General features: G+C 58.4%; 21 protein-coding genes and 2 pseudogenes. 11 read left to right on the forward strand and 12 right to left on the reverse strand.

Annotation, left to right across the window (positions count from 1 at the left end):
* Positions 1-314: 314 nt before the first annotated feature.
* A pseudogene (locus BUB09_RS07995) lies at positions 315-542 on the reverse strand (IS3 family transposase); the annotation flags it as partial.
* A gap of 54 nt (positions 543-596) precedes the next feature.
* Between BUB09_RS07995 and BUB09_RS08000 the strand changes: the two are divergent.
* Together BUB09_RS08000 and BUB09_RS17345 are read left to right on the forward strand one after the other, a co-directional pair.
* Positions 597-910: pseudogene (locus BUB09_RS08000) on the forward strand (transposase).
* Between the two features lie 257 nt (positions 911-1,167).
* A complete protein-coding gene (locus tag BUB09_RS17345) occupies positions 1,168-1,728 on the forward strand; it encodes an IS3 family transposase (protein ID WP_072896412.1) in 561 nt (186 codons plus the stop codon).
* 153 nt (positions 1,729-1,881) lie between these two features.
* Here the strand turns inward: BUB09_RS17345 and BUB09_RS16945 are convergent, their stop codons facing one another.
* From BUB09_RS16945 to BUB09_RS08020, 4 genes are all read right to left on the reverse strand, one after another.
* Positions 1,882-2,415, reverse strand: a complete 534-nt coding sequence (locus tag BUB09_RS16945; protein WP_139250186.1) for a hypothetical protein — start codon at positions 2,413-2,415, stop codon at positions 1,882-1,884.
* 51 nt (positions 2,416-2,466) lie between these two features.
* Entirely contained in the window at positions 2,467-3,357 is an 891-nt protein-coding gene (locus BUB09_RS16950) for a Stf0 family sulfotransferase (RefSeq protein WP_139250187.1), read from the reverse strand.
* A gap of 414 nt (positions 3,358-3,771) precedes the next feature.
* Positions 3,772-4,617 (reverse strand): glycosyltransferase family 2 protein, encoded by an 846-nt coding sequence (locus BUB09_RS08015; protein ID WP_072896416.1) that lies wholly within the window; start codon positions 4,615-4,617, stop codon positions 3,772-3,774.
* A gap of 3 nt (positions 4,618-4,620) precedes the next feature.
* Entirely contained in the window at positions 4,621-7,563 is a 2,943-nt protein-coding gene (locus BUB09_RS08020; protein ID WP_175550134.1) for a glycoside hydrolase family 99-like domain-containing protein, read from the reverse strand.
* Positions 7,564-8,396: 833 nt separating this feature from the next.
* Between BUB09_RS08020 and BUB09_RS16955 the strand changes: the two genes are divergently transcribed.
* Positions 8,397-9,197 (forward strand): sulfotransferase family protein, encoded by an 801-nt coding sequence (locus tag BUB09_RS16955; RefSeq protein ID WP_175550135.1) that lies wholly within the window; start codon positions 8,397-8,399, stop codon positions 9,195-9,197.
* 158 nt (positions 9,198-9,355) lie between these two features.
* Here the strand turns inward: BUB09_RS16955 and BUB09_RS08030 are convergent, their stop codons facing one another.
* The 6 genes from BUB09_RS08030 to BUB09_RS08055 are packed head-to-tail and all read right to left on the reverse strand — an operon-like array spanning position 9,356 to position 17,472.
* Entirely contained in the window at positions 9,356-10,237 is an 882-nt protein-coding gene (locus tag BUB09_RS08030; RefSeq protein ID WP_139250189.1) for a sulfotransferase family 2 domain-containing protein, read from the reverse strand.
* A gap of 44 nt (positions 10,238-10,281) precedes the next feature.
* Positions 10,282-11,085 carry a sulfotransferase family protein gene (locus BUB09_RS08035; RefSeq protein WP_072896422.1) on the reverse strand — a complete coding sequence of 268 codons (804 nt, stop codon included), beginning with the start codon at positions 11,083-11,085 and terminating at the stop codon, positions 10,282-10,284.
* A 9-nt stretch (positions 11,086-11,094) separates the two neighbouring features.
* A complete protein-coding gene (locus BUB09_RS08040; protein ID WP_072896424.1) occupies positions 11,095-12,381 on the reverse strand; it encodes a glycosyltransferase family 4 protein in 1,287 nt (428 codons plus the stop codon).
* On the reverse strand, positions 12,378-14,369 hold the full coding sequence (locus tag BUB09_RS08045; RefSeq protein WP_084083254.1) for a glycosyltransferase family 2 protein: 1,992 nt from the start codon (positions 14,367-14,369) through the stop codon (positions 12,378-12,380). The genes BUB09_RS08040 and BUB09_RS08045 overlap by 4 nt, the downstream gene beginning before the upstream one ends.
* A gap of 44 nt (positions 14,370-14,413) precedes the next feature.
* The gene (locus tag BUB09_RS08050; RefSeq protein ID WP_175550136.1) at positions 14,414-15,661 is read right to left on the reverse strand and encodes a glycosyltransferase family 4 protein; all 1,248 of its coding nucleotides are present in this window, start codon (positions 15,659-15,661) and stop codon (positions 14,414-14,416) included.
* 8 nt (positions 15,662-15,669) lie between these two features.
* Positions 15,670-17,472 carry a glycosyltransferase family 2 protein gene (locus BUB09_RS08055; RefSeq protein ID WP_084083255.1) on the reverse strand — a complete coding sequence of 601 codons (1,803 nt, stop codon included), beginning with the start codon at positions 17,470-17,472 and terminating at the stop codon, positions 15,670-15,672.
* A gap of 261 nt (positions 17,473-17,733) precedes the next feature.
* On the opposite strand from BUB09_RS08055, the gene BUB09_RS08060 reads away from it, so the two are divergent.
* The 8 genes from BUB09_RS08060 (at position 17,734) to BUB09_RS17190 (ending at position 24,772) form a co-directional block, all read left to right on the forward strand.
* Positions 17,734-18,633, forward strand: a complete 900-nt coding sequence (locus BUB09_RS08060; protein WP_175550137.1) for a glycosyltransferase — start codon at positions 17,734-17,736, stop codon at positions 18,631-18,633.
* 69 nt (positions 18,634-18,702) lie between these two features.
* The gene (miaB, locus tag BUB09_RS08065) at positions 18,703-20,031 is read left to right on the forward strand and encodes a tRNA (N6-isopentenyl adenosine(37)-C2)-methylthiotransferase MiaB (protein ID WP_072896433.1); all 1,329 of its coding nucleotides are present in this window, start codon (positions 18,703-18,705) and stop codon (positions 20,029-20,031) included.
* Positions 20,031-21,032 carry a PhoH family protein gene (locus BUB09_RS08070; RefSeq protein WP_072896435.1) on the forward strand — a complete coding sequence of 334 codons (1,002 nt, stop codon included), beginning with the start codon at positions 20,031-20,033 and terminating at the stop codon, positions 21,030-21,032. The genes miaB and BUB09_RS08070 overlap by 1 nt, the downstream gene beginning before the upstream one ends.
* Positions 21,033-21,095: 63 nt before the next feature.
* Positions 21,096-21,554: an rRNA maturation RNase YbeY gene (gene ybeY, locus BUB09_RS08075; protein ID WP_072896437.1), complete on the forward strand. Its 459-nt coding sequence runs from the start codon at positions 21,096-21,098 to the stop codon at positions 21,552-21,554.
* A 27-nt stretch (positions 21,555-21,581) separates the two neighbouring features.
* Positions 21,582-22,436, forward strand: a complete 855-nt coding sequence (locus BUB09_RS08080) for a CorC family transporter (protein ID WP_072896438.1) — start codon at positions 21,582-21,584, stop codon at positions 22,434-22,436.
* The gene (locus tag BUB09_RS08085; protein WP_072896440.1) at positions 22,433-23,683 is read left to right on the forward strand and encodes a lipoprotein N-acyltransferase Lnb domain-containing protein; all 1,251 of its coding nucleotides are present in this window, start codon (positions 22,433-22,435) and stop codon (positions 23,681-23,683) included. Before BUB09_RS08080 ends, BUB09_RS08085 begins: the two co-directional genes overlap by 4 nt.
* A 13-nt stretch (positions 23,684-23,696) precedes the next feature.
* The gene (locus tag BUB09_RS08090) at positions 23,697-24,578 is read left to right on the forward strand and encodes a crotonase/enoyl-CoA hydratase family protein (protein ID WP_072896442.1); all 882 of its coding nucleotides are present in this window, start codon (positions 23,697-23,699) and stop codon (positions 24,576-24,578) included.
* 17 nt (positions 24,579-24,595) lie between these two features.
* Complete coding sequence (locus tag BUB09_RS17190; protein ID WP_175550138.1) at positions 24,596-24,772, forward strand: hypothetical protein; 177 nt, start codon at positions 24,596-24,598, stop codon at positions 24,770-24,772.
* A gap of 96 nt (positions 24,773-24,868) precedes the next feature.
* Here the strand turns inward: BUB09_RS17190 and BUB09_RS08095 are convergent, their stop codons facing one another.
* The gene (locus BUB09_RS08095) at positions 24,869-26,743 is read right to left on the reverse strand and encodes a YjbH domain-containing protein (RefSeq protein WP_139250191.1); all 1,875 of its coding nucleotides are present in this window, start codon (positions 26,741-26,743) and stop codon (positions 24,869-24,871) included.
* Positions 26,744-26,768: the final 25 nt, after the last annotated feature.

Genomic DNA, 26,768 nt, shown 5'->3' on the forward strand with positions numbered 1-26,768 from the left:
CGGCAGGTGACTTGTCACTTGGAACTATGGGGATGACTTTGAGTTTTTACTAAACAAATGATGCGGATAACCTACCGTAACCTATATAACTCGTGATGATAGTTTAGGAATAGATGCCGAGTATTTGGAAGTCGTTTTTACACGAAAGAATGTAAATCAACTTAGCGGCCGCTAAGTATTGCTGGGTGCAATTCAATATGTGGTGCAGTCGCCATATTGCGGTGTCCAGCAAATGCCATTAGCGTTCTCACACCCACCCCATGTTCTGCTAGGTTAGTAACTCACAAGCTGCTGCCGGTTTCGTATACACACCTTCAAGCTAATTGCGTTTGTTGCTCGTGCTTAATCGGGCTGAGATTGCCCAGCGTCGAGTGCCGCCGCGTCGGATTGTAGAATCGCTCGATGTAGTCAAAGACAGCGGCCTTGGCATCCCTTCTGGTTCGGTAAACCTTCCGCGCCGTGCGCTCGGTCTTTAGCGACGAGAGCAAGCTCTCCATCGCTGAGCTATCCCAGACGTTGTCGGACCGGCTCATCCTGCAGGTCATGTAATGACCCACTGAAATTCTGCTCAGGCGATACTTTGAAAGTAGTGAGCCATGAGCGTTGCGATGGAAGACGAGATCAAACGATGGACGGCCAAGCGCAAGAGTGCGCTGGTGCTGGAGATCATCCAGGGTAAGAAGACAGTGGCGGAGGCGTCTCGGCAGTTCGATCTGCCTCCATCGGCGCTGGAAGACTGGGTTGACCAAGCCAAGGCCGGGATGGAAAACGCGCTGAGGGCAAAACCCGAAGACGCTCGCAAGCAGTGCGAGCGCAAGCTCAAGGATCTGCAAGAAGCGTACGGCGAGGCGATGCTGGCGTTGCGCTCGCGAAAAAAATGCAGTCCCTGCTGGGCGAGGACGAGAAGTGATCGAAGCGATCCGCCAGGCACTTAAAGCCTACGGCTTAGAGGTATCGATCAGTCACCTGTGCCGCTGATTCGGGTTTGCACGGCGGACGATCTATTACCGACCGCAAAAGGCAGCGCCGAAAGTGCAGACCCGCTTCGCCGAGCCGGTCAAAGCCTTGATCGAGTAGGAGCCGTCCTTCGGCTACCGCACCGTGGCTGCGCTGTTGGGCTTCAACAAGAACACGGTGCAGCGGCTGTTTCAGATCAAAGGCTGGTAAGTGAAGAAGCGACCGATCGGGCGCCGACCGCGGATCGAAGCCCTGCCGTCGAAGGCACAGGCGCCGAATCAGCGCTGGGCAACCGACTTGTGCCGCGTCTGGGCAGGCCGGGACGGCTGGGCGAGCCTGGCGCTGGTCATCGATTGCCACACGCGCGAGTTGCTGGGCTGGCACTTGTCACGAACCGGGCGTGCAACCACGGCGAGCGCTGCCCTGGAGCTTGCCCTGATCGCCCGTTTCGGCACACTGGGGCGTGTTTCAGTGCCGTTTCTGCTTCGATCCGACAACGGTTTGGTTTTCACGAGTCGGAAGTACACGGCACTGGTTCGCAGCTACGGTCTGCAGCAGGAATTCATCACGCCGCACTGCCCGCAGCAGAACGACATGGTGGAGCGTGTGATCCGATCGCTGAAGGAGCAATGCGTGCACCGGCATCTCTTCGAAACCCTGCAGCATGCCAGCCGAGTGATCAGTAACTGGATCGCGTTTTACAACCATCGGCGCCCGCATCAGGCGCTGAAGATGAAAACACCCGCTGAGGCATTCGCCTTAGCGGCCTGATCTGCGCAGGTTTCAGTGGTCGTTACAGAAACTTGCAAACGCCATATAGCTCCACATCTCACGCTAGCTACAAATGGGGGATTACCGCTCAACTTCTCACGCCAGCTAAAAGTGGGGGGATTCCCCGCCAGCAGGGCACGCTTACGCTAACACTTAACTTGAGCGTTCAATGTCATCCAATGGTGACTTGATAACACTAATTGGGAATGGTGAGCCCTTGCTGAAGGCAATTAACAAAAGTGCTACGGGTGCCTCCGCGGTGACAAAGCAATCGACCTTAATCACAAGCCGGGAGTGGTGAGCCCACTCAATATTGGGATTCATCTGTGCCAATAAAGGTGATCCGACTACAGCTGCAAGGCAGTTCTCTTGGCGAATAACGCCGTTGAAATCCACCACGGCTACGCTCGTGACTTCACCATGTCTGAATAGTATCGGAGCAGAGAAAGATGCAACAAGACGTCTCTGGACTGTATCGTAAAACCCTTCTTCCAAGTTGTCTAAACTGATGAGAACAACGGGCTCGAATGTTTTAACTGACGCGACGCCAACTCTAATGACACTCGGCTTGAAGGAATAATTCGAGCATGGGAAAACTCGAAGATCGTCGATCTTAAAGAAATCTTCAGAGAAAAAAGATGGATGTCGCGTTTTTATATTCAATGCTTGTTTCGTCTTCTTCTTCATTCGCGGTCACGTTCATGATTGTTGACAAGTCATACTACAACGCTCTCTACATCAAAATTTTACGATAGAAAGCGAGCTAACGGGAATGTTTGTGGTCGAGGCTTCCAATATAATTCGATCAAAGCTTGCACGCTCATTTCGTAAATATTCAACTCTACGGATGCCAATTTCGTACTCTTCGCGAAATCGTTGCAGAAGTAGGAACTTGCCGTCGTAGCGAAGTTTGGAGATGCCCGCATCGCTGATATCTTCAAGAAACGACTCGCTAAGTTTATCGCCCTGGCCCAGAAGCACCAGTATTTTTTGTAGCGTTGCGGCGCGGTCCGTAATCAGATCCTCATAGGTTATAGACAGTGGCTGAACAGCATGACGCCTAAATCTATCTTGCATCCACCTTTCAGAATAAAGTATCGAAAATATCTCACTCCAAAGATCTATGTCATTTAGCTGTGGCATATCGCGCGACGTTCGATCGGATTCCGCCGAAAAATCGTGCCATAGGTGTGCTTTTTTTGCGATAACATAAGAAAGCGCCTGCGCACAGATATCGTTACGCGTCATCCAAACGCTTGGCCTGCTGGATGATAGCGTGGTTTCCTCGTCGAGCAGCCCAGTGTTGAATAGTGCAGAAAGCCTGCCCGGGTCAATTTGAAAGCCAAAACCGGCATCGCCAGTCTCTGTCAGCCTAATGTGAGAAAAGTATTCTTGAATTGTACTAATGCTTGGATTTCTACTGAGATAAGGCTTAACGAAATCTTCATTAAAAAACTCGTCGACACACCCTATACCGGGGAGCTTTGTTAGCAACCTAGTGAGCAGGGTACTTCCACAGCGGCCAGTGATATAAATTACGAATGTTCTGTCAAAAGCATCCTGATTTGTATTGGGAAGAACTAGTGCGGTTTGTGACCTTAAAAAAAGACTGCTGTAGGGATTGCTCACAAGTTTCTCGCAACGAATGTGGAGACTAAGCTAAAATTATAGATACGACAATTTATCGAATTGCGCGCACGGTGCCACCGTACAAACGAGAGTATAAGTCATCGGCCCAATGCTGACTGGTACGGGACGCAATCGGAAGCATCATGGCAGTTTCATCGGCAGTCGCCGTACAAGGATAGTCGAGTAACCATTTGCTGTCTCTACCATTCAAGGCCATGGTCAGTGATTCCGATGAAAGGTTGATCGAACGTGACGCGTCGTGTGTCCAACAGAAAAGCACCGCCCGATGATCTGATCTGCCTGAAATAGGTGGCAGTGAAAAGATCAAGATTGCCTGAGCCAATGTACTGTCAGGTAAGGAACCTCCGATCAGTACGCCTTGGTATGATATTGATAGCAGAAAACAATCAATGACTAGTACGTTAACGAAATGACAGATTCCTTGATCCAGCCGATACATTTTCGAGCAAGCGCATTTTCGAGCTTGCGCGCATCTGACTCGTGGATACTGCAAGTTTCTACAACGTGATTAAGTATCTTAAGCCCCTCTTCCCACTCAAGCAGTCCGTGGATTTTCAGGCGTGCATTCGAACTCGCCTGCCGCCAAAAGTTGAGTCGTAGCGGTGAGAAAGCGATGTCCGATTTTTCAAGAACATTAATCCACTGTAACCAATCACCGCACAGCCGGTATTGAGATAACGCATCTGAAAACCTATCTGGTATGCAGCTTCGCCGTATAAGAACACCGCTTGCGTTAGGTATAGTATTTTTGTGTACAAGATAAGAACGAATTTCATCTAGGCCGCTATTGACGAAGTACTCTCGCCAACGGGTTGCTGAAAGATCGGCAGTCCAACCGGTCGCATCCGACAGTATCAGTCCGTCAGTTGACATTAGCCACGACTGACAGTATGCAAGCCCGGCTGATGGATTGCACTCCAATAGCGATACAAGCTCAGTAAGAAGCCACGGAGACGCAGCATCGTCAGATTCTGCGAGCCATACATATTTGCTATCCGTAGCGTCGATGCCCTTTTGCCACTGTTTAAAAACATTTCCTGAATTTACCTCGTTGAAAATAGTTTTGGCTCGATAACGATGCGAATAAGCCGAAAGAATATCCCGGCTATTGTCGGTTGAGAAATCGTCGAGCAGCAACACGGATCGATCAACGTAGTTTTGATTGAACACAGAGCGAAGGCGGGCATCGAGATAAGCTGCGTGATTGTAGTTCGGTACGATAACGGCTACATTTGGCATAAACTAAAAGAAGTTATTGTCGCGAAGGCTTTCCGTCAGGCCCAACAGTTCATCTGCAAGATTAGCGGTTGAGAACTGATTCGCTGCATTTAATGCGTTCTGCATTACTGCTTGTTTGTTCCCTGACTCCATATTGAAAAAAGTGGCGATATGTCCCGCCAGGCCGTGGCAGTCAGGAAAATCACTTACAAACCCTCCCCCCGCTGCAGCAAACTCCGCAACGCCACCCGATTGCCTGAAGCCAAACACTGGTAGTCCAAACGATGCGGCTTCGATCATGACAAGCGGGAACGGGTCTTCTACAGAAGGAAGCAAGAAAATATCTGCCGCCGAATAATACAATTCGGTGTCTGTTCGATAACCGATAAACTCGATCTTACCAAGATTCGCGATCGAAAATTCATAGTTCACCTCATCGAAACTGAATTCTGCGCCCTTCTCGCCGACCCAAACAAAGCGTGCATCTATATTATAAAAGGCCCGCAGGTGATGTGCGATCTGCGAAACCAGATACTGCCCTTTACGCCAGTTTACTGATCCTACAAGCAATACAACAAAATCTTTGGAGTCGATTCCGACTTGCGCTCGGGCTGCGAGTCGTTGGCCAGCGTCTATGTTGCACTTACCCACCGGTCCAAACGAGTGGACCACCCGGAGTCGATCTCTGGCAATCCCCAGATCATTTGCAAGAGAGTCACGAACGGAGTTAGAGCACGCGATAAGTGGAAATGTTCCATTGACGAGCATCATAAGCTGGTCAGCGCTTAATAACTTGTTTATGGTATGTGCCATTTCGTGCACATGGAGAACGCAATTGAGCGTAATAAGACGTTGAATGGCAGGAACACGCAATGACGCAGCGGAGTTTATGTAAACCAAGGAGCTACTACGGAACTTGTCGATCGCACCCGCAACGTCATCGGCAAAGTGCACATTCCCGACGCTTCGCAGGCGATCGATTACTTGAATTGCCTTTGTTCCGTAACGCAGAACGTCCTTCTGTTCGATGCAAATAAGTATATCGGCTGGATGGGCGCGACCCGTCGCCGCTAGATGCTCTAAATATCTCAACAAGAACAACTGAGCTCCGGCTGGGTAGGGATCATGAAGCACATAAAGCACCGGACACGATTTTAGGTATAGCGCCTTTGCGTCGGAGGAGCCCGGGATTGCGTCTAACGCACTCCTTGGGTCGCTGTTATTCTCGACAACAGAGATACTGTCGGTTCGGAGGCTAATAACGGCGCAGCGGGAAAGCTCGTCACTCGCAGAGAACGCGCTAAGTTTTAGTGTTACTTCGTGCTCGCCACGAACAAATAATGAGTCCAGCGGAACATCTATCGAAAACGAATTGTGTTTCCTATTGTTTGAATAGCGCTCGTGGTAGCTGTAAACATCATCGCGAAGGCCATCGATAGTGGCTTCGTAGAGAAGTTTTGTGGAGGTGCTGACTTCAACAGTATTAAATGTCCCGCATTCAGAAATGACCCAGCCAGACAGTGACAGCGACCTTCGTTTCAATTGTAGGCCTGGGTGGATGGATTCGATCCACATTAGTGATTTAGCGCACCCGTTGTAACTTACATCTGTTACCGTCCACTTGCTATCGGACAACAGCCCCTTTAAACTGAACGGCGGTATATGACCATTAGAGATTACGCTCACTGCTTTGGTGAGCCTTTTACGGCCTTGGTTAGCGTTTTCGACAGGACTGTTACTCAATACGTAAGAGATCTGCTTTGCGTTTAGATGCTCTAGACCCGATAGTGCTTTAAGCGTACTGCGTAGGTATTCGTGACCGTGACGGCTGTCTGGCTCTAGGTATGTACCTTCAGCCCACTCATTCCATGCGTTAATGAAGACGAGTTGATTCGCTTCGTCGTAGAGCTCCTCGGTCTTCAGTACGCTGGCAGCGAGCCATGTTTCGTATTCCTCAAGCGAAAAGTCATGGAACACGTGAGCTTTCAAGCCCTTTCTTGGCGTGTTGTCCCAGCCTAGCATTGGCGTGAAGTAACGTAAGCGCCCGTTGGATGGTTGCGCAACTTGTGTTTCGACGACGTCGCCATATTTAAAAAGCTTACCGCTGAAGCTTTCTGGTGCACCATACTCTTTGTTTCGTATTTTTACACCCAATGCATGGGGCGGAAACTCAACATCAGCGTCGAATCCAAACGGGATGCCGCTCTCGAATCCAAATGTTAAAGCGGATATAAGATGGATTTCGCCTATTCCTTGTTCACGGAATAGCTCACGCCACCTGCTTACAGTGTTCGCGAGGTCGGGGATGATGTTGGCTCGATAGATAACTAAGATTGGCTTATCGTTTACTCGAATATAGCGCCGGTCTCGCATGTACGGAATCACGCTCCGAGCGAACTCGAAGTCCAATGCTGGACTGTGTACCTGTTGCATCAGCACATCTTTTTCAGACCCGTCCCAGCGCCGGCTCCAAGTCTCGTTTGCCCAACAAAGACAGAAAGGAAAGTCTGGCTTTCCGCTTTTCAGAAGATCATCTAGTGGCCGCTCAAGTAGTCGTCGGCCAGCGAACCAGTAATAGTAATAACAAAAGCCATAGACGCCGTACTGCTTTGCGAGTTCCGCCTGCTGGACTCGCGCTTCTTCTAGTCGGAGGTCATAGTAGCCAAGGTCGGCAGGCTGTCGAGGCTGATGGTGATTGCTGAATAGAGGTTGGGCTTTGGCTACATTGGTCCATTCGGTAAATCCTTTTCCCCACCACAAATCGTTTTCAGGAATTGGATGGTACTGGGGCAAGTAGAATGCAATTAGTTTCGTTTTTAAGTTGGGCAACGATATCGCTTCTATATGATGTTCGGTAGCGCTGGGCGATAATGGGTCGGCGGCACCGGGCCGCTTTAATGAAGTCACGATATCAATAGCCCGGAGAGGTTGCGCTCCTTTTTCATAGGCTTTATGCGCTGACAGCACATTTGTAGTTCCTTTTATAAGAACCTCAATGGATATGAGCGATTCGGTGTCTGGGGTCAGTACGGCTAGTTCAGCTATTAATCGGTCTTTTAGCTTCCGATCGAGCTTTTTCCATTCGAATCGAAACTCGTGAATTCCGTGTGTGCCAAGTCGATTTTTAAGCGATTCGCGTTGATACTTCGGAGCTAAGCCACAAATCAGTACTCCATTGCAGTAAATCTCGAGAGGTACCTCGTTCGATGGGTTGTATGCGTCGATACACCAGCCGCTGACGACTCTATTATCAAGTCGATCGATTGCGCCCCGGTAGCGTTCCCCTTTTCCGATTGGAGCTATAGACGTTGGGCATTCAGTCTTCTTACTTTTGAAATACACGGTGCGTAGCTCTTTTTGTTGATGGTAGTGCTGCTTTGTGGAGGTCTAGATTTATAAGTAGCGATGTCAGTGCGGGTGGCTGTTTCAAGCCAGCCCAATAGTCGCCATTTATAGGGGGCGGAAGGCGGCGTTAGGTATCTTCTATACTCATCGGATAAGCAGAAAATACTTCCGCTCACGGTCCATGAATCAATTGCGCCCGATGTGTAACTGACGGTTTTATTGGGTTGCATCCAACTGCTACTGAGCTACGTAAATCGAACACCTGTCAGTCGGTTAGAAGATGCTCAGCAAGGTTAGCTGGGCGCGAGCCTAGTACCAGTCGTGCTGACGTGGCTCGGTCAATTCAATCTATTGCTGTGCCCAAAAGATCTTTCACAGGCGCACATAAGGCGACCAAATTGCCTACTATTATGGACCACTGTGAACATGGGCGCGTTACGATGACAGAGGGTGCTGTGGCGACTCCTGTGCTGCTCGACTTACTTTCAGCGACAGCCGACCGAGAGGGCGACATATGGTTCTTCCTTCATATCCCTAAAACAGCTGGCTCTTCCTTCCGTGGAGAGCTGGCGAGTCGGCTTCAACCCGACGTCAATATTTTCATCACCTACGATGATCCCACTGTGACGCATGACTCACTTCTTGATCGAGCCATGCTCAAGTTCCTTGATCCGGCCAATGGTGCCTGGCCTCGATTTGCTTCTGGTCATCTGTATCGATCCCACGTTGAGCGCCTACGGCACGCTCGCCCCGATGTAAAACTGATTACGATGCTGCGCGACCCGGTGGCACGACTTATCTCCGACTATCGCTATCAGCGGACGCCGGCGCATCCTCCGTTCAGGCAATTTATTGAAGCATTTCCCGACCTTGCTAGCTACCTCGCTTGCAAGCCGGAACAAAACAAAATGCATCACTACCTCAGCCGATATCCAGGTCAGCCGGTTGACGAGGTGATCGACGAAGTCGAACGTGAGTTCACGTTTGTCGGTACGCAAGAAGCGTACGAATTCTCGTGCCGAGCGTTGTTTGCGCTGCTCGGGCGCATGGAGGCGCCGACCATCTATGCGCGCAAAACGGAAGACAACACAGATAATCAAGTGGACGGTACGGCGGTGCTGCGTGAGGAGATCGAAGCGGCTAACGCGTTGGACGTAAAGATTTACCGTCACTTTTCAGATCGGTTGGAATCGCTGCGGCAGGCGATTGAAGCGGACCTGCCGCCGTTCTTGCCGCGGGACGATCAGCGGCCGTAGCGAGGCGAGTTGCGCCGCGTTGAGGAGCTGCCCTGGGCGTCGGGTCAGGGCGGCCGCTGAGGGTCCGGCCGCCGGCAATGCGCCGGTTGCGCGGGTGGGGTAGTGCGGTGTCGGCCCCAGCAGCCGCGACTACCCGTCCCGCTCCCGCGGTTGCAGCGTTAGGCCTTGTTGCCGCTGTCTTTGGCGGCGTTGTAAGCGGCCAGTGCTTCGTGCTTGCGGGCCTTGGTTTCGGCCTTAGCGGTCACGATGGCGCGCTGCTTCAAGTGCTCAACTAGCTTCTCGCGCTGAGCGACCCAACCGGCGCGGAAGTGACGGTACAACGCCATGTCGCGGGGGTTCGCTTTGATGATCTGCTCACGCAGCTCTGCGGTGACTTCGACGCGGTTGTCGGCGGTATCTTCGGTCTTGCGCTTGTGTTCGACCGGGCCGGCGTTGATGTTCAGCAGGCTGAACAGCGTGCGCCGCGTTAGCGGGTACATTTCGGTCAGGCCGACAAAGCTGAAGGTTTGCTCGAGCTCGGCGATCAGATCCTTTGCCGGCTGGTTGGGCGTGGACTCGAGGAACACGGCCATCTTGTCGGCTGACTCAGGCGCGGCGATGTAGTCCTGAATGGTCGGGTAGCGCTTGATGAACTCCTGATACGGCGGGTGCATCGGCGTGCGCGCGTAGCGGAAGTCCGAGATCAGGCGGTCGGCCGGGTGGCGCAGCATCGTCACCATGCGCGTGTTGGGTTCTACGGCGCGCAGGTCGCCGAGCAGGCCGTTCATGATGTGCCCTGACGCGAAGCGGTGCTGCTTGGTTTCGTGTTCGGCCAGGAAGCGCTTGACGGCGTTTTTGCGCCAACTCTCGAAGCTTTCACCGTCGAGCGCGTAGTTCAGCGTGATGTTCGCGTTCGGGCGCAGCGCCGCTGCCAGCTCGCTGCGGAAGCTCGATCCGGCCGTTTTGGGAATGTGGACAAAGAACCAGAACGCCTTGTCGAAGTCGGCGTTGTCGTTGAAGTAGCCTTCGATGTCGCCATCGAACAGTTTGCGCATGCTCACGTATTGATACTCCGCCGTATTGGCGCGGTGTTGGTGTCGTCGGCTCAGCCGGCAACTTTGGGTGCGGGGCTTGCGCCGCGCATGGCGCGCTTGGCGCCATTGAGTCTCTGCCGAAAGTGGCGGTAGATCTGCATGTCGAGCTTGTTGCTCTCCATGATCAGAGGCCGTATCTTTTCGAGGTCCTCAATCTGGTTGTCGGCGTTATCGACCGTCTTGCGGGTATAGACCGACGGCTTTTCCTTGATCGCAAGCAGGCGGAACAGAAGCGACAACGACCAGTTGTAGTCTTCGGTGACGCCGACGAACGCAAAGTTCTGCTCCAGCCAGGCAATCGTCCCGGCTACGTCCTGCTGCGGAGACTCGCGCAGAAATTTGTACATCTTGTTCTGCGTGCCCACTTCGCGCACGTACGATTCAAACGTCGGGAAGCGGCGCAGCGACTCTTCGCGGCCGGTGTGGGCTTCAGTGCGCTGGTAGCGGAAGTCCGATATCACGCGCTCGACCGGGTCGCGCAGCATCGTGACCAGGCGCAGCGGCTTGCGCTGCGTGAAGATCGGGCGCGCTACCACATGCGGCACATGCCCGGATGCAAACCGGGCGTTTTTGTACTGCGGGTCGGCGAGGAAGCCCTTCACGGCGGCGAGCAGCCGCTCGCGATGCGGTAGGTCCGACGCGGTACGGTCCACCACAATGTTCGCCTCGGGCTTGAGCCGCGTGGCCAACTCCTGACGGAACGAGCTGCCAGCGGTCTTGGGAATGTGGATGAAGTACCACAGGGCATTGGCCACATCGCTGTTTTCAGCGATGTAGTCGTCAATACGGCCTTCAAACAGCGGGGTCAGCGACATGGTTCGGGCTCAGGCTGCGGCCTGCGATTGCAGGCGGTCGAGAATCTGGTTGTACAGCGTCGTGTGGATGTCGGCGCAGTCGGTGCTGGATAGCGGCGGCTTGATGCCGGCGTGCAGCCGGTCCCACAAGCCTGGCTCGGTGACGGCACGCTGGATCACACGCGCCAGGTCAAATGCGTTGCGCGCGCGGAAGTGCAGGCCGGTTTCTTCGTGCTTCACTTTCTCGGCCATGCCGCCGATGTCGCCGACGATCAGCGGGCGCTTGAACTTGTACGATTCCTGGATCACCACGGGTGAGTTTTCCCACCAGATCGACGGCATCACGACCCAATCGACATTGCCCATGATGCTGGGCAAATCGTCTTGCGAGTACGGCCCGTAGTAGCGCACGCACTTGGGTGCGTCAGCGAGCAGCTTTTCGACCTTGTAGCGGAATTCCTCGGGCTGGTGCTCGAGGCCGCCCCCGTGTACTTCGATACTGACCTTTTTCTGGATCGCTTTCGGCAGCAGCGCGGCGGCCGACAGCAGCAGATCAATGCCCTTGAACGGGTTGACTTGGCCGAAATAGCCAAACCGCATTACGCGGGACTCTTCTTCGGAAGCCGTTGCAGCCGGTGTCGCGACGTCGGTCACCGCGCCGTGCATCGGCAAGCCATTTTCAATCACCGATATCTTTTCAGCCGGGATGCCCCACTCGATGTAGCGCTCACGCAGGAATTCACTTGGCGACACGAAGTGATCCACGTAATGGAAGAACGTCTGCAGATAGCGCTTGCGTAAGAAGTAATCGCGCGGTGGTCGTCCAGGCAAGCAGGCGTGGCATTCGGCATCGCTCGACTTGCGGCACAGCTGGCCGTTGGTCTTCAGCATCTGCCCATGCTGCGAGCACACGGCGAGAAACTCATGCAGCGTGACCACCACTGCTGTCTTCGGCGAATGGCGTTTCACCTCGCCCAGCAGCTCCAGGCCGACCTGCCAGTAGTGGTGGAAATGCACCACGTCAGGCTTCACGCCTTTGAGGAAGCTGCGGAACCACGGCATCGTGCGTTCCGGCTGCGTGAGGTTGAAGTAGAAGTGATCGGTTTCGTTCGCGAACAGTGTTTCGTTGCCGCCGTTATGCGATATCGAGATCGCATTGCCGCGCTGCAGTGCCGGGATGCCGTGGCGCGCCAGGAAGTGCGCGTCCCAGCCCTTGATGTCGGGCACGGCCTTGAATAAGTTGTAAGCCGCCACTTCGGCGCCGCCCTTGGAAAAGTCCGGGTGCGCGTGGCTCACCACCAATACGCGCTTGCTCATGCCGCGCGCCCGCCGGCTTGGGCCAAGCGTTGAGCGTGACGCCAGCAGTTGTACAAATGCACCTTGTGTCTCCAATTGATGTCGGCCAAGAACGGCTCCTCGGCCACATAGGCATCCCAGCTATGGCCTTCGAGGTGGCGCATCGCCACCGACGGCTGCAGTAGCGTGACGTAACCAATCTGCTCGGCACGCGCACAAAAATCGGCCACGGCGAACTCGTCTTCCAACAGATAACGGTTGTCGAATCCGCCGAGCACCTCGAACAGGCGACGCTTGACCAGCAAGCAGGCGGATGGCACCGCGTCCACGCGGCGCAGGGCCGTTGGGCGCGCTGCATTCGGATGCCCGTTGTTGACGCGCTCTAGGTCGACCATCTGCGGCCACGGCGCGACCCGCACACGGAGCAGTCCCTCGCTGTGGATCGAGCCATCTTCATAGAGCAGCTTGGGCCCGACGACGCCGCAGCGTGGCTGCCGATCAAACACGGCCAGCAGCTGCTCAAGCCAATCGGCCTGGTCGGGCAGCACGTCGGAATGCATCAGTACCAGCACGTCGCCACGCGCCACGCTCGCCGCGCTCTTGAGCTGTTCCACGAAGCCAAGGTTGTAGCCGCAGCTGTAGATGGCGAACGGCATCCCGAAACGGGCCAGCCAGTCATCGCCGCTGCCGACGATGCTCTCTTCCAGTGCGGGGTCATCGATGGCGATGATGATTTCCGGACGCTTTTCGGCACTTATGGTGGACAGTGCCGCCAGCTGGTATCGCAGCAGATCGGCTTTGCGCCACACCGGGATGATGATCGTTGCCTTGGGGTTCTTCGGCGCGGTGCCGAACCAACGAAGGTCGCCTTGCACATCGCGCGCAATCGGCCTGAGCGGCAATGCTGTCTCAATAGCCGGGCCGAGCTGGCGCATCATGCTGTCCATGTGCATCTGTGTTTTGCCGAACATGCCCAGCAGCAGTTCGGTGTTGGGGCGCGGCTTGAGCGGCGCTGGCGGCAGCAGTGGCCATCGGCCGATGCTGCTGCCCGACACGAAGTACAGCGCCAGGTTGCCCAGGCTTTCGGCGCTGCCGACAGGCGCCACGCAAACAAACCCGCAGTGCCGGTTGATCGGCCCCTGGTCCTTGAGCGCTTCGGCCACGTCGGCGCGCAAGGTGCGCTCCCAGGTCTGGTCGACGCGGGTCGCCTCCAGCGTGAGCTCGTCGACGAAATAAACTTCGAGCGGCGCCTTGTTCAGTGCCGCGCACCAGCCATTGATGACGACGGAGTGATCGCCGGCCGGAATGCAGTTGTCGACGTGCAGTCTGAGGCTGGTCGGCATCGGGCCCACGACGGCCGTCATGATCTCGGCGGGCAGGCTTCCAAAGTGGGTCAATAGCTGTTCGCTAGCGGCGTACCACACGCCTTGCAGCGCGCCAATTGCGTAGGCGTCGCGATTGCCGCTACCGATGGCAACCTGGATCGAAAACTCCGCTTCCCCGCACCGCAGATGCAGCGCGGCATCGGCATCGTCGGGGACGTCGGTCGCGGGCAGGAAGCAGGCAAAACCGTAGGCGTTCGGGGCGTCGTTCGCGGCGTCCAGATACGTAGCGACATCGGGCCTTGGATACCGGAAAACCCACGCACTGCTGGCAACCAAGCGCCCTTCGGATTTCAGCGCAGCGTCCGTGGCGTCGCCGCTGCCGTCGGCGATCCAGCCGCTGATCAGCAGGCCAGCCGGCTTGCGGATGGCGACCAGCGAATCGGCGTAGCACTGCAACTGCGACGGCGCGGCGACTGGACCCACGGCAACCGGCAATTCTTGGCCGATGCCCGCGTCGGAGCCGGACGCAAGGGGCTCAATGGAACTGGGCTCAACCTCGGCCGGCATCCGGCTGTCGGATTCAACCGCGGCGACATGCGCGACCGACGGCACCGCCGCAAGATCATCCGACTTTGGAAGCAGCGACTTCAAAAACTGACCCATGACGCCCTTGTTTCCACTCATTCTTATCGTTCTCGTAACGTGACGATTGGTCGCGTGCGGCTAGGTTATGCGCGCTGATGCCGGCGCGCATACAACCGATTGAGGTCGTCGGCCGTCATTTCGATCGACGGCGGCGCCTGAATGCCGCTTTGCAGGCGGCCCCAGAGATCGGGCTCATGCAGGCAGCGCTGCAACGTCTCGGCAAGCGCCGCCGCGCTGCCTGTCTGGAAGTGAAGGCCATCGTGTCCGTGACGAACCTTTTCCGCCATGCCGCCGATGTCACCGCAGATCACCGGCTTGCTGTGCAGTCGAGCCTCTTGGATGACCAGCGGCGAGTTTTCCCACCAGATGGACGGCACGATCACCCAGTCGACGGTTGCGACCAGACGGCCAAAATCTTCGGGCGCGTAGCGGCCACGGTATTGGACGTTGCGGTGCGCCGATTCCAGGTGTTGCTCGATACGGCTTTGAAACTCTTTTTCGAACATCTCCTGGCCACCGCCGAAGATGTCGAGGCGGGCGAGTTTCTGGTCTGCCTTGGGCAGTTGGCTAAACGCCTGCAGCAGAACCTCGAGTCCCTTGTACGGCGTGATCTGGCCGAAGAATGCGAACCTGTGGGCCGTTGCCGTCGACGCTCTGGTGCCGGATGCGTGGGGCATTGGCTGTGATGGCTGACCGTTCTCGATCACGCTGATCCGGTCGCTGGGCAAGCCCCAGGTGACGTAGCGCTCCTTCAGGAACTGGCTCGGCGCTACGAACTGATCAACGAGTGCAAAGAACGATCGAATGTATTGCCGCCGCAGGAAGTAATCCTGCGGTGATCGACCGGGCATGCAGGCATGGCATTCAGCCGGGTCTGCCTCGGCGTTGCGGCACAGGCTGCCGTTGCTCTTGAGCATCTGGCCGTTGCGATTGCAGATCGCAAGGAACTCGTGCAGCGTCAGCACGATCACCGCGTTGGGCAGGGTGTTGCGCACCACACGCAGCATTTCGATGCCGACCACGGCGTAGTGGTGAAAGTGGACGACGTCTGGTTGGATATGCCGCAACAGCTCGGCGAAGTCCTGCGTCAGATGCGACAGATTGTTGGCCGAGAAGAGAAAGTAATCGGTGCCGCCGGCAAATAGCATCTCGCGCTCGCGCGGTCGTGCCGAGAACGGCGTGCCGGTGTGCTGCAGGCCGGCAATTCCGTTGGCAGCCAGAAGCCATGCTTCGCAGTCGTCGCGACGATTCAGTTCTTGAAACAGCGTGTAGGCCGCGATTTCGGCCCCGCCCTTGGAAAAATCGGGGTGGCCGTGCGCAACCACCAGCACTTTGCGCTTCATTTTGATGTCACGGCGTTGGCGGGAAGCCGTTTGGAGTGTCGCCAACAGTTGTATAGCGTCACTTTGTGCTTCCAGCTGTCTCCGGCTAACGATTGTGACTGGCGTTCCAAGTGATACATCGGCACGTCCGCGCAGTAGATCTTGTGGCCCTTGGCGCTGGCCCGGAAGCACATATCGCTGTCTTCGAAATCGCCCAGGATGAATCCTTCATCAAGGCCGCCGAGTTCCTGGTAAAGCTTGCGATGGATCGTCATGCAAGCGGCGGTGACCCCCGATACCTGCCGGGACTGGCCCGTACTGACGTAGCTGAGTCCTTTGCCAGGGTGGATGTTGACGGGCAGGCCTGCCCAACGGGCCAAGCGTCGCAGCTGAAGTCCGGCGTGCTGCAGCGACCCATCTTCATAGAGCAGTGTCGTGCCGACAATGCCGGCCTCCGGTAGGCTCGCCAGTTGTTCCGCCAGCGCAGGAGCCCAGCCGGGTTTCACCGGCATCACATCCGAATTGAGCAGGATCAGCACTCTGCCGCGCGCGATTCGCGCTGCGACATTGTTGGCGCCAGCAAATCCAAGGTTCTCGTTGTAGCTGATCACCGAAAACGGCAGCCGGAAAAGACCGGAAAGTTCTTCTGCCAACTGCAGTGCCGGAGTGGTGATGTTGGGGTCGTCGATCACATAGATCAGTTCGACTCGCTCCATTGCCGGATCATCGGCAAAAACGGCCAACTGATGGCGCATGAAATCGTAGCGGCCGTACAACGGTACGATGACACTGATATCGGGTGCCGCTGGCGCCGAACCAAAATCCTGACGGGCTAGACGGGGTTCTGACCGCGTGCGGTGGCGCCAGATGGCGTCAATCGCCGGGCCCACATGGCTTTCTAGGATGTCACCAAGCCTGGGCTGGCTTTCGGTGAACAGACGCAGCACATGCTGCACGGAGGCCATCGGCCCCAACGCTGGCGACGGTTTGATGTCCTGCCTGGCGATGCGTCCATCTTTCAGTACAGCCAGGGCATAGAGATGATCCGTCACACCGGTATCCGAGGTGCCGCTGCAGGGCAGCCACGCAATGAAGCCCGGGTCTTGGCCGACCGTCAGGGTTCCGACATGGCGCTCGCTGACATCGGCCCGCGGCGTTCGAGCCCAATGGGTGGCCAGGTCGCCCAACACCCGCCCGGTGCGGCTGCAGCTTAGATACAAGTGGCGCAGTTCGCGGTCGGGGTCGACCGCCCAGCCGTTGACCAGCAATCCCTCGTTGCCAGTGCTGATCGCGGGCTCGACGAAGAACTGAAACTTACCGAAGCGGTCGCCGATCGGCGTCGCCATCAGTCTCAGCAGTGGCATCAGGCCAACCGGATCGTGTGCCCGGATCAGCGCCGGTCCGATCAAAGGCCATTGCGCTCGAAGCCCGTTTGCAAAGTCGGTTTGGGCCGGGTCCGCCAATTCCGCCTTTGCAGTCGCCGGCGATTCAGATGTTTGAAACTGAAGTTCGATCGCGCTCTTTGGCGGTAGCCCGTGGACCGGCACACGGACAACAAAACCGAGCAACGGTCGATTACCGCGTTCGATCCCAAAGTGGTCCGCGACGTCCTGTCGCCAATAGCGGACGATCAGGTCGGCATCACCGCGAGTCGTGCCCGCCGTCACCGTGGTCGACTTGATGTCGGCGGCAAGGACCCAACCGACGATCCACAAGCCGTCCGCCAAGGAAACCGCCGCATCGATACAGCACGGGGCGACGCCCGCGCTAGGCATCAGCGCCGCCAAGGCGCCTGATTTGCGGTTCCAGTTCAGTTTCAAGCTCGGCTGCCCGTCGTCGTTCGGCGATGTGTCTTGCTGTTAGCGCACTGTGGTGTCCACACGCCTGGGGACCGACCCTTTCGGCAAAACACGCTGGCGCGATTGCGGCGCCCGATCCTTGAATACAGTGTCAAAGTTTGTAGATCAAAGCAACCAATGTGCCTGCTATACAGGCATTTAGCTAAGCGCGCAGGTTGCCGCCGCACGGACACCAAGCTAAGGTGTGGCATGGTCGGGACCAACCTGCCGCGGTGCTGTCAGATGCAAGGCCAGTACGGCGGCTCGAAGGGTTTTGTTGATTCTCGCCAGGCTCGGCCCGTTATTGAGGCTGCTACTGGCGAGTCTTCGCGGGCATTCAATAAGAATAACAGTGTGTTCTTGGAGCAGTTAAGGCTGCGCAGCGTCGATTGGACGCTGTCGGTCATCAGCCATGGTCACGGCGCGAGCGTAAATCGCTTGCTCGGTGATCTGCGCTCGATACTAGACCCGTCCAAGTTCGAGTTGATCATCACTATCAATTGCCCCGAACCGGTGGCGGTCGATCCAACGCTGTGGCCCGGTGCGATCGAAATCGTGCGCAACGAGCGGCCCCAAGGTTTCGCGCGCAATCACAACGTTGCCTTGTCGAACGCACGAGGCCGATTCGTCGCCGTTCTGGACCCCGATCTGCGGCTGAACCAGAACCCGTTCCCGTCGCTGACCGAGTTCCTTCAGTCCAGGCCTCACTCCTTAGCCGCCCCCCACGTCTTGGACAGCGATGGCAACGCTCAGGACAACATGCGGCGACTGCTGACGCCTGCCGCTCTCTGGCGGCGTTACGGACTCCGGAAGCGAAAAGCCGACTACGGACAGGTGGCTGCCAGTGCCCGAGTCGACTGGATAGCGGGGTTGTTTATGGCCACGTCCCGGGACTACTTCGAGCGCCACCAGGGTTTTGATGAATCGTTTCACCTGTATTGCGAAGACACCGAACTCTGTCTGCGCTACTGGATCGCGGGCGGTGAGGTGTGGTCGCTGCCGCTAGAGGGCGTCGTCCACAATGCGCGCCGGCGCACGCTGATCGAGTTGCGCCACTTCATCTGGCATTGCCAGAGCATCCTCCGTCTGTGGTCTTCTCGGACTTTCTGGCGCTACCTGTCGCGTTACAAGTCGACCCGATAGCCGTCCGTACTCCGGTTTGGGCTGGGAGGCTCGCTATACTCACGTCCCCGCGCCCTATTGTTGCCTTCGATGAACCCCAAGCTGTACCTGCTGACCTACGGCTGCCAGATGAACGAGTACGACTCGTCCAAGATGGCCGACGTTCTGGGGAAATCCCACGGCTTTGAGCGCACGTTGGTGCCTGAAGAGGCCGATGTGCTGCTGATCAACACCTGCTCGGTGCGCGAAAAGGCGCAGGAGAAAGTGTTTTCGGAGCTGGGCCGCTGGCGCGAGTGGAAGCAGGCACGGCCGGGGCGGGTGATTGGCGTCGGCGGTTGTGTCGCCAGCCAAGAGGGCGAGCAGATTTCGGCGCGCGCACCGCACGTCGATCTCGTGTTCGGCCCGCAAACCTTGCACCGCCTGCCCGAGTTGCTGGATCAGAACCGGCGCACCGCGCGGCCGGCAGTCGATATCAGCTTCCCCGAGATCGAGAAGTTCGACCGTTTGCCGGAACCGCGCGCCGAAGGGCCGACTGCGTTTGTGTCGATCATGGAGGGCTGCTCAAAGTACTGCACGTTCTGCATCGTGCCGTACACGCGCGGCCCGGAAGTCAGTCGCCCGCTTGACGGGGTGCTGGTCGAGATCGCGCAGCTGGCCGAGCAGGGCGTTCGCGAAGTCACGCTGCTGGGCCAGAACGTCAATGCCTATCGAGGCCCGATGGGCAATAACAGCGGCGAGTTCTGCGACCTGGCGCTGCTGATCGGCTACGTCGCTCGGATACCGGGCATCGAGCGTATCCGCTACACCACCTCACATCCGGCCGAGTTCACCGACGCGCTGATCGACGCGTTCGGTGACGAGCCCAAGCTCGCCAGCTATCTGCATTTGCCAGTGCAGTCGGGCAGCGACCGCATTCTGGGCATGATGAAGCGCGGCTATACGCGGGCTCAGTTCGTCGACAAGATCCGCCGCGTCAAGGCGGCGCGGCCCGGCTTGTCGCTGTCGACCGACTTCATCGTCGGCTTCCCGTCCGAAAGCGAGGACGATTTTGCGCGGACACTCGATCTGATCGACGAATGCGAGTTCGACTCGGCGTATTCGTTCGTCTACAGCGCGCGCCCTGGAACGCCGGCCGCGAATCTCCGCGACTTGGTGCCACCAGAACTCAAGCAGCAACGTCTGCAGCAGCTGCAGGCGCGCATCCGCGTCCACGATGATGCGTTCAAGCAGCGCCTGGTCGGTACGGTGCAGTCGGTGCTGGTCGAACGCCCGTCGCGTCGTGGTGGTGGCCAGATGACCGGCAAGACCTCGTCCAACCGCAGCGTCAATTTCGACGCACCGCCGGGCTTGGCCGGGCAATTCGTCGACGTGTCGATCACGGAAATGACGACCAACTCGCTGCGCGGGGTGCGGGTCTGATGGCCGCGCCAGCGCAGCATGTGATCGATCTGGTTTTGGAGCCCGACGAGGGCAACCGCATCGCCAATTTGAGCGGGCCGTTCGACGCGCATCTGCGCCAGATCGAATTACGGCTGGGTATCGAAGTACGCAATCGCGGCAACCACTTCCGGCTGGTGGGGCGTCGCGACGAAACCGAGCGCGCCGAGGCGGTGCTGCACAACTTGTTCCGTCAGACCGAAGACGGCTTGGTGACGACCGAGCAGGTCCATCTGGCGCTGCTCGAAGAGGGCGCCGATCACCGTGGCGGTGTCGACCGCGACGATTCGCCGCTGGCTCAGGACGAGGTCGCGGTCCGCACCAAGCGCGGCGTCGTTCGCGGTCGCGGCCTGCATCAGAAACAGTATCTGCAAGCGATCGCCTCGCATGACCTGAGCTTCGGCATCGGGCCGGCCGGCACCGGCAAGACCTATCTGGCCGTGGCCAGCGCCGTGCATGCGCTGGAGCGAGATCGGGTGCGGCGCATCATCCTGACCCGGCCGGCGGTGGAGGCGGGCGAGAAGCTCGGCTTCCTCCCTGGCGACATGACGCAGAAGGTCGACCCGTACCTGCGGCCGCTATACGACGCGCTGTACGAGATGCTGGGCTTCGACCGTGTCGCCAAGCTGATCGAGCGGTCGGTGATCGAAGTCGCGCCGCTGGCGTTCATGCGAGGCCGCACGCTCAACGAGAGCTTCATCATTCTCGACGAGGCGCAGAACACCACGGTCGAGCAGATGAAGATGTTCCTGACGCGCATTGGCTTCGGGTCCTGCGCGGTCGTTACTGGCGACGTGACGCAGATCGACTTGCCGCGCGCTGACAAGAGTGGGCTCAAGCACGCGATGCGCGTGCTCGACGGCGTACCCAAGATCAGCTTTACGCACTTTCGCAAGGAAGACGTCGTGCGCCACCCGCTGGTGCAGGCCATTGTCGCCGCCTACGAAACCTTCGATGCGGCCCAGCCTGCAAGCGAAGGCTGACCGCTTGGGGCCGTCGGCTGCGGCCGTGCCCCTAGCCTGGTTCTACCCGCATCCACCCACTGCATGAATGACATCCTGATACAGCGCTGCGTGCCGCCTGCGGGTATTCCGTCGGCAACGACGCTGCGTACGTGGGCCACGGCGGCGCTTGGCGACAAGACCGGCGAATTGGCGATCCGCATCGTCGACGCCGTTGAAAGTCAGGACCTCAACTTTCGTTACCGGCACAAGAACAAGCCGACCAACGTTTTGTCGTTCCCCTATGACGGTGAGACCTTCGGCGTGCCGATGTGGGGCGACATCGTGATCTGCGCGGCCGTTGTCGAGGCCGAAGCTCGAGAGCAGGGCAAGCCCCTGAGGGCGCATTGGGCGCACATGGTCGTCCATGGCTGCCTGCATCTCTTAGGGTACGATCACCAAACCGATGCCGAGGCCGAGGTTATGGAGCGCCATGAGCGCTCGATCCTGGCCGGCCTCGGTTTCCCCGATCCTTATGAGGTCGACCACGGTGACGCCGCCTAAGGCGCGCCGCCGCAGACCAATCGAAAAATGAGCGAAGAAGGCGACAGTACCGACACCCATTTCAGCCGTTGGTGGCGCCGTGCCGCGCACCGCCTCGCCGGCGGACCGCGCAGCCGCGAAGATCTGCTGGACTTCCTGAAGGAGGCGCGGGAGTCCGAGATCATGGACGCCGATGCGCTGGCGATGTTCCTCGGCGTGCTGGGCACCGACGAGCTGCAAGTGCGCGACATCATGGTGCCGCGCTCGCAGATGGTGGTTGTCGAGCGCGACTGGACGCTGGACCAGTTGCTGCCGGTCGTCGTCGAGTCGGGCCATTCGCGATTCCCAGTGATTGGTGATAGCCGTGACGAGGTGCTCGGCATTCTGCTGGCCAAGGATCTGCTGCGGTTTTCACCGAGCATTCCGGGCTTCGATGCCAGCGCGTTCGACTTGATGCGCGACCTGCGCCCGGCGTCGTTCGTGCCCGAATCCAAGCGCGTCAATATCTTGCTGAAGGACTTCAAGCGCGGTCGCAGCCACATGGCGATCGTCGTCGACGAATACGGCGGCGTGGCGGGCTTGGTGACGATCGAAGACGTGCTGGAGCAAATCGTTGGCGAGATCGACGATGAGTACGACGATGCCGAGGCGGCGCCGATTTTGAAGCAGGATGACCGCCGCTACTTGGTCAATGGTTTGGCGACGGTTGAAGAGTTCAACCAGTATTTCGGCACCACGCTGCCGACCGAAGACTTCGACACTGTTGGCGGCTTGGTGATGCATCGCTTCGGCCACATGCCCAAGCGCGGCGAGAGCGTCCGCATCGATCGCTTCAACTTCAACGTGCAGCGCGCCGACAGCCGTCGCGTACAGCAACTGCAAGTCACGCTGTCATCCGAATGAGCCGCCTGGCGTCGCGTGCCTTACGTTGGCTGATGGTGCTCGGCGCCGCGCTGCTGCTGGCGCCGGCCCACGCGCAGCTGACGTTGGATGTGCCGCCACAAGTCAGCCTGCTGACATTCGGACCGGGGGACATTTACTGGCAGCGCTTTGGTCACAATGCACTGCTGCTGCGCGCCGCTGATGGTCGCGCGGCGGTGTTCAACTACGGCACGTTCGACTTCCAACAAAAGAGCTTCTTTCTAAACTTTGCGCGCGGGCAGATGCGCTACCGGCTCGACGTCGATTCCTTCGACCGGACGCTGCGGATGTACGCTGCTGAAGGGCGCTGGATCTTCGAGCAGCGCCTGGCGCTGGATGACGAACAGCGCCGTGACTTGGCGGCGTTCCTGGCGGCAAACCTGAAGCCGGAGAACGTCGAGTATCGCTACGACTACTTCGCCGACAACTGCTCGACGCGCGTCCGCGACGCGCTCGACCAGGTGTTGCATGGCGCGCTGAAAGCGCAGATCGAGCCTCTGCCCACGCCGGTGACGTATCGCGAGGAAGTCGTTCGGCTGATGTCGCCTGACAAGCCGCTGGCGGTTGGCATGGACCTGGGGCTCGGCCCGAGCGCCGACCGGCCGATCAACCTATGGCAGCACAGCTTCTTACCGCTGACGCTGATGCAGGCGGTGCGCGACGTGCGGCTCACCGATGCCAGCGGCGCAGAGCGCGCTCTTGTTGAGTCCGAGGGCTGGATCTATCGTCCTCAAGCGTCCGAGGAGGCCGAGCCCGCTGGGCTGACTGGGCTGCTGCCGCTGTCGCTGCTGGGTGCTGGATTGGCGGTGCTCCTGTTGTTGACTCGGGCACTACGCCGTTTCGGCCTCATGCGCTGGACGTACGCGATGTTGACCATGGCGATCAGTGCGGTCGCCGGTGTGACCGGGCTGGTCATGCTTGCCGCTTGGGCGCTGACCGAGCACTGGGGCATGTGGGCGAACCAGAATCTGCTGTTGTTCAATCCCTTGCTGCTGGCGCTGATACCGGTGTGGGCCGGCGCCGTCCGTGGCGGCTGGTATCCGGCCGCTTGGGCGGTGCGGGTCGCGCAGCTGGCCCTGCTGATCGCCGTGGCGGCGGTCGCGATCAAATCGGTCCCCGGCATGCAACAGCACAACCTGCCGTGGATTGCGCTGATGCTGCCGCTGCAGATGGCGATGACATGGACGCTGCGCGCAGCACATCGCTCGCCGCCGATCTGGAGCCGTTGATGAGGAGCAAGACATGACGAGCTACAACACACTGGCCTGGGACGTCGATGCCGACGGAATCTTGGTTCTGACCCTGAACCGGCCGGACCAGATGAATGCCTTCACCGTCGAGATGGCCAACGAGCTGGTCGACGCCTTCCATCGCGCCAGCGAGGATGACGCGGTGCGCGCGGTGATCGTCACTGGCGCCGGCCGTGCGTTCTGCGCCGGTATGGACCTGAGCGTGCCCGGCAACGTCTTCGGTCTGGACGAAACCCAGGCGCCGACTTTGGGCGATCTGCACACGCGGATCGATGATCCGGCGATCCGCGACGGCGTCCGCGACACCGGCGGTCGCGTCACGCTCGCCATCTACGACTGCAAGAAGCCGGTCATCGCCGCCATCAATGGCGCAGCGGTCGGTATCGGCGCGACGATGACGCTGGCGATGGACGTCCGCATCGCGTCCGAAAAGGCGCGCATCGGCTTCGTGTTCGGCAAGATCGGCATCGTGCCCGAAGCCTGTTCGAGCTGGTTTCTGCCGCGTCTGGTCGGCATGCAGCAGGCATTGGAATGGGTTTATTCCGCCGACATCCTCGACCCGGCCGAAGCGCTGCGCGGCGGGCTTTTGCGGTCGGTCCATGCGCCGGAAGCGCTGCTCGACACCGCGCGCGACCTGGCCCGCAAGTTCACGCGGCACCGATCGCCGGTCGGCGTCGCGCTTGCACGGCAGATGATGTGGCGCAACAGCGCTCAGCCGCATCCGGTGGAAGCCCACCGTGTCGATACACTGGCAATGTTCTACACCAGCATTGGCGACGGTAAAGAAGGCGTGCGTTCGTTTCTGGAAAAGCGTGAGCCGGCATACGCGGGCAAGGCATCCGAGATGCCGCCGTTCTATCCGTGGTGGGGCTAAACCCGTACCATTGCGGTATGAGTGACGCTGATCCCAACCCGAAAAAGTCCGCCGCGGCGCTGCTGAAAGAGGCGCTGGCCGCCAAAAAAGCCGGCACCCAGAACGGCAAACAGAAGCTGCGCCCCGACATGGGCAACGCCAAAGCCAACAAAGACGCCGAGCGCCTCGCCGGCAAGTCGCGCAAGGTTCACTGAGCCAGAGCGGCCCGCGGCTGGTTTCATCCACCCGCTCTGCCGCTCGGGACCACTGCGCTGAGGCGATGCCCGCAGCGCAGTGATCGCTCTCCCTCGCTACTCCCGCGACTCGTTCTGATAAGCCGGATACATCCGGTCGGAATCCATCCAGTCGGTTAGCAGGTTGTAAACCGGCCGTGGTTCGACCATCAACGTTGGTCGGATCACGTTGGCTCCGCCTGGATTGTCGAACGTGGTCCGGCGCGTGTGGGTGTAGCGCGGCGCACCGACGACAGACAGCGGGCCACGCTGGAAGCCCATACGCGGTGTTAGCGGGAAACCGATGGCGATACCCGCATCACGGCGATTGTCCTCGTCGCTGCGCACGACAATCGACAACGTGACGTCGCCAAAGTACCGGGTGACGTTGGCATAGCCGCCGCGATCACCATAGAAATAGTCACCACCGCCGACCTCGACCGAGGTGCTCCACGGCGCATACCAGTATCGATGGCTGATCACTCTTGTTTCACGGGTAGCAAAGGGCAGATCGTCAGCAATCGCGTAGGAGGCTATTGCGATGCGGGTTCTGTTGCTTCCGGCTCCCCAAAAGTACGCAGCGTCTAGGTGGCTGAACTCGTATTCGAGTGCGTTGACATAGGTCCGACCGATGCTGCCCACTGCGACCAGGCCGTCAATCGGATGCGTGGCCCACTGCGCGGCAACTTCGCGGACGCCGTCGCGAACCCTGTAGAAGTTGAATGGACCGGTCTGGTTGAACGAGTCGTCTTCTGCGGCGCGCGTGTTGCGGGTGATGTAAGCGCCCAAGCCAAAGGGGCCTTGGAGTCGCAGCGACGACTGCAGTGCCACCGAATACTGAAGCCGCCCGAATTCAGTTCCGACAAAGCTACGCTCTTCGATGCCGAACCGCGCTTCGACACCAAATGCATTCTGGATCGGCTGTTTGAGCATTGGTGCCGGTTCCGAAACCTGCGTGATCCATCGGGCGTTGGTGTGGTTGCCGGTAATGCAGTCGACGTCTGCCGAAATCAGCGGAATACCATAGCGGTACTGCTGATAAACAATTCGCTTGGCGCCCTCGCCAGCCAAGCTGCAAGCGCCCGCGGCGCTGTCCTGCTGACGCTGCAGATACGCGGCGTTCTCGGCCGTCACGATCTTGGTCCCGAGACCGTCGGCGACATGAATGGCGCGCAGTCCCCGCGACGAACTCGGCTTGAACCAATCGCTCTGACGGTCGAATCGGAGATTGAAGCGCCCGCCGAATCCATAGCCGTCGGCGTCTTCCTTGTCGGTTGCATGCAGGCCCAATGCGTAAAGCCGCGCGTAGTCGGCAACATTCAGGCTCAGCTTGACGCCGATGGACGCGAAGTCGCCGTCGTAGTCCGCCATGATGGTTGCGGCGGGTATCGGCGTCCACGCGATGCCGCCAAAAGCGCCGTCAAGGCGATCGGGCCCGTTGCCGATTCCGGCGGTTACCGCGAACGGGCCGCGGCTGACGGTGTTGGTCAGATAGCGTGCACTCGTAAAGTTCGCTGCGGCAGAATCGCCACCGAAGTCGGACCAGCCGGCTGCTGTCGACCATTTGAAGCCCTGCCACTGAACGTCATCCAGCAGCTTCACCTTGAAGCTGGCGAGCAGGTCGTTTTTGCGGAAACCAAACGGTCCTGTGCCACCTGACTCGTACGCCAGCGCGGCGCCGAGTTCCACCCGAGGCGCCAAGCCGAACACGGCATTGAAGTTAGTGGCGTCGTCGACTTTGTAATCGTTGTAGGTGTGCTCGTTGTACTGCAGTTCAGCCCAGCCGGACTCCATCACATTGGCCGTGGGAACCGTCAGCAGACCCGAGTAACCAAACGCAATGTTGTCGTCTGCTCGTGCTGCAGTACCAAAACAGGCGGCGGCCAGCGCCGCCCAATAACGCAATTTCATAATGCCCCACCCAAAAAAAAGGTGGCCAGCAAAGCTGGCCACCTGTTTGTGTCGCGTACTCGACTCG

It is taken from the genome of Hydrocarboniphaga daqingensis (assembly GCF_900129825.1).
Classification (GTDB): Bacteria; Pseudomonadota; Gammaproteobacteria; order Nevskiales; family Nevskiaceae; genus Hydrocarboniphaga; species Hydrocarboniphaga daqingensis.

What these genes read in the sequence shown, in the direction of transcription:
- BUB09_RS16945 (WP_139250186.1), bottom strand. Translation starts at nt 2,415, where the DNA reads ATGAAGAAGAAGACGAAACAAGCATTGAATATAAAAACGCGACATCCA.
- BUB09_RS08015 (WP_072896416.1), bottom strand. Translation starts at nt 4,617, where the DNA reads ATGCCAAATGTAGCCGTTATCGTACCGAACTACAATCACGCAGCTTAT.
- BUB09_RS08035 (WP_072896422.1), bottom strand. Translation starts at nt 11,085, where the DNA reads ATGTCGCTGACCCCGCTGTTTGAAGGCCGTATTGACGACTACATCGCT.
- BUB09_RS08040 (WP_072896424.1), bottom strand. Translation starts at nt 12,381, where the DNA reads ATGAGCAAGCGCGTATTGGTGGTGAGCCACGCGCACCCGGACTTTTCC.
- BUB09_RS08045 (WP_084083254.1), bottom strand. Translation starts at nt 14,369, where the DNA reads ATGAGTGGAAACAAGGGCGTCATGGGTCAGTTTTTGAAGTCGCTGCTT.
- BUB09_RS08060 (WP_175550137.1), top strand. Translation starts at nt 17,734, where the DNA reads ATGCAAGGCCAGTACGGCGGCTCGAAGGGTTTTGTTGATTCTCGCCAG.
- miaB (WP_072896433.1), top strand. Translation starts at nt 18,703, where the DNA reads ATGAACCCCAAGCTGTACCTGCTGACCTACGGCTGCCAGATGAACGAG.
- BUB09_RS08070 (WP_072896435.1), top strand. Translation starts at nt 20,031, where the DNA reads ATGGCCGCGCCAGCGCAGCATGTGATCGATCTGGTTTTGGAGCCCGAC.
- ybeY (WP_072896437.1), top strand. Translation starts at nt 21,096, where the DNA reads ATGAATGACATCCTGATACAGCGCTGCGTGCCGCCTGCGGGTATTCCG.
- BUB09_RS08080 (WP_072896438.1), top strand. Translation starts at nt 21,582, where the DNA reads ATGAGCGAAGAAGGCGACAGTACCGACACCCATTTCAGCCGTTGGTGG.
- BUB09_RS08085 (WP_072896440.1), top strand. Translation starts at nt 22,433, where the DNA reads ATGAGCCGCCTGGCGTCGCGTGCCTTACGTTGGCTGATGGTGCTCGGC.
- BUB09_RS08090 (WP_072896442.1), top strand. Translation starts at nt 23,697, where the DNA reads ATGACGAGCTACAACACACTGGCCTGGGACGTCGATGCCGACGGAATC.
- BUB09_RS17190 (WP_175550138.1), top strand. Translation starts at nt 24,596, where the DNA reads ATGAGTGACGCTGATCCCAACCCGAAAAAGTCCGCCGCGGCGCTGCTG.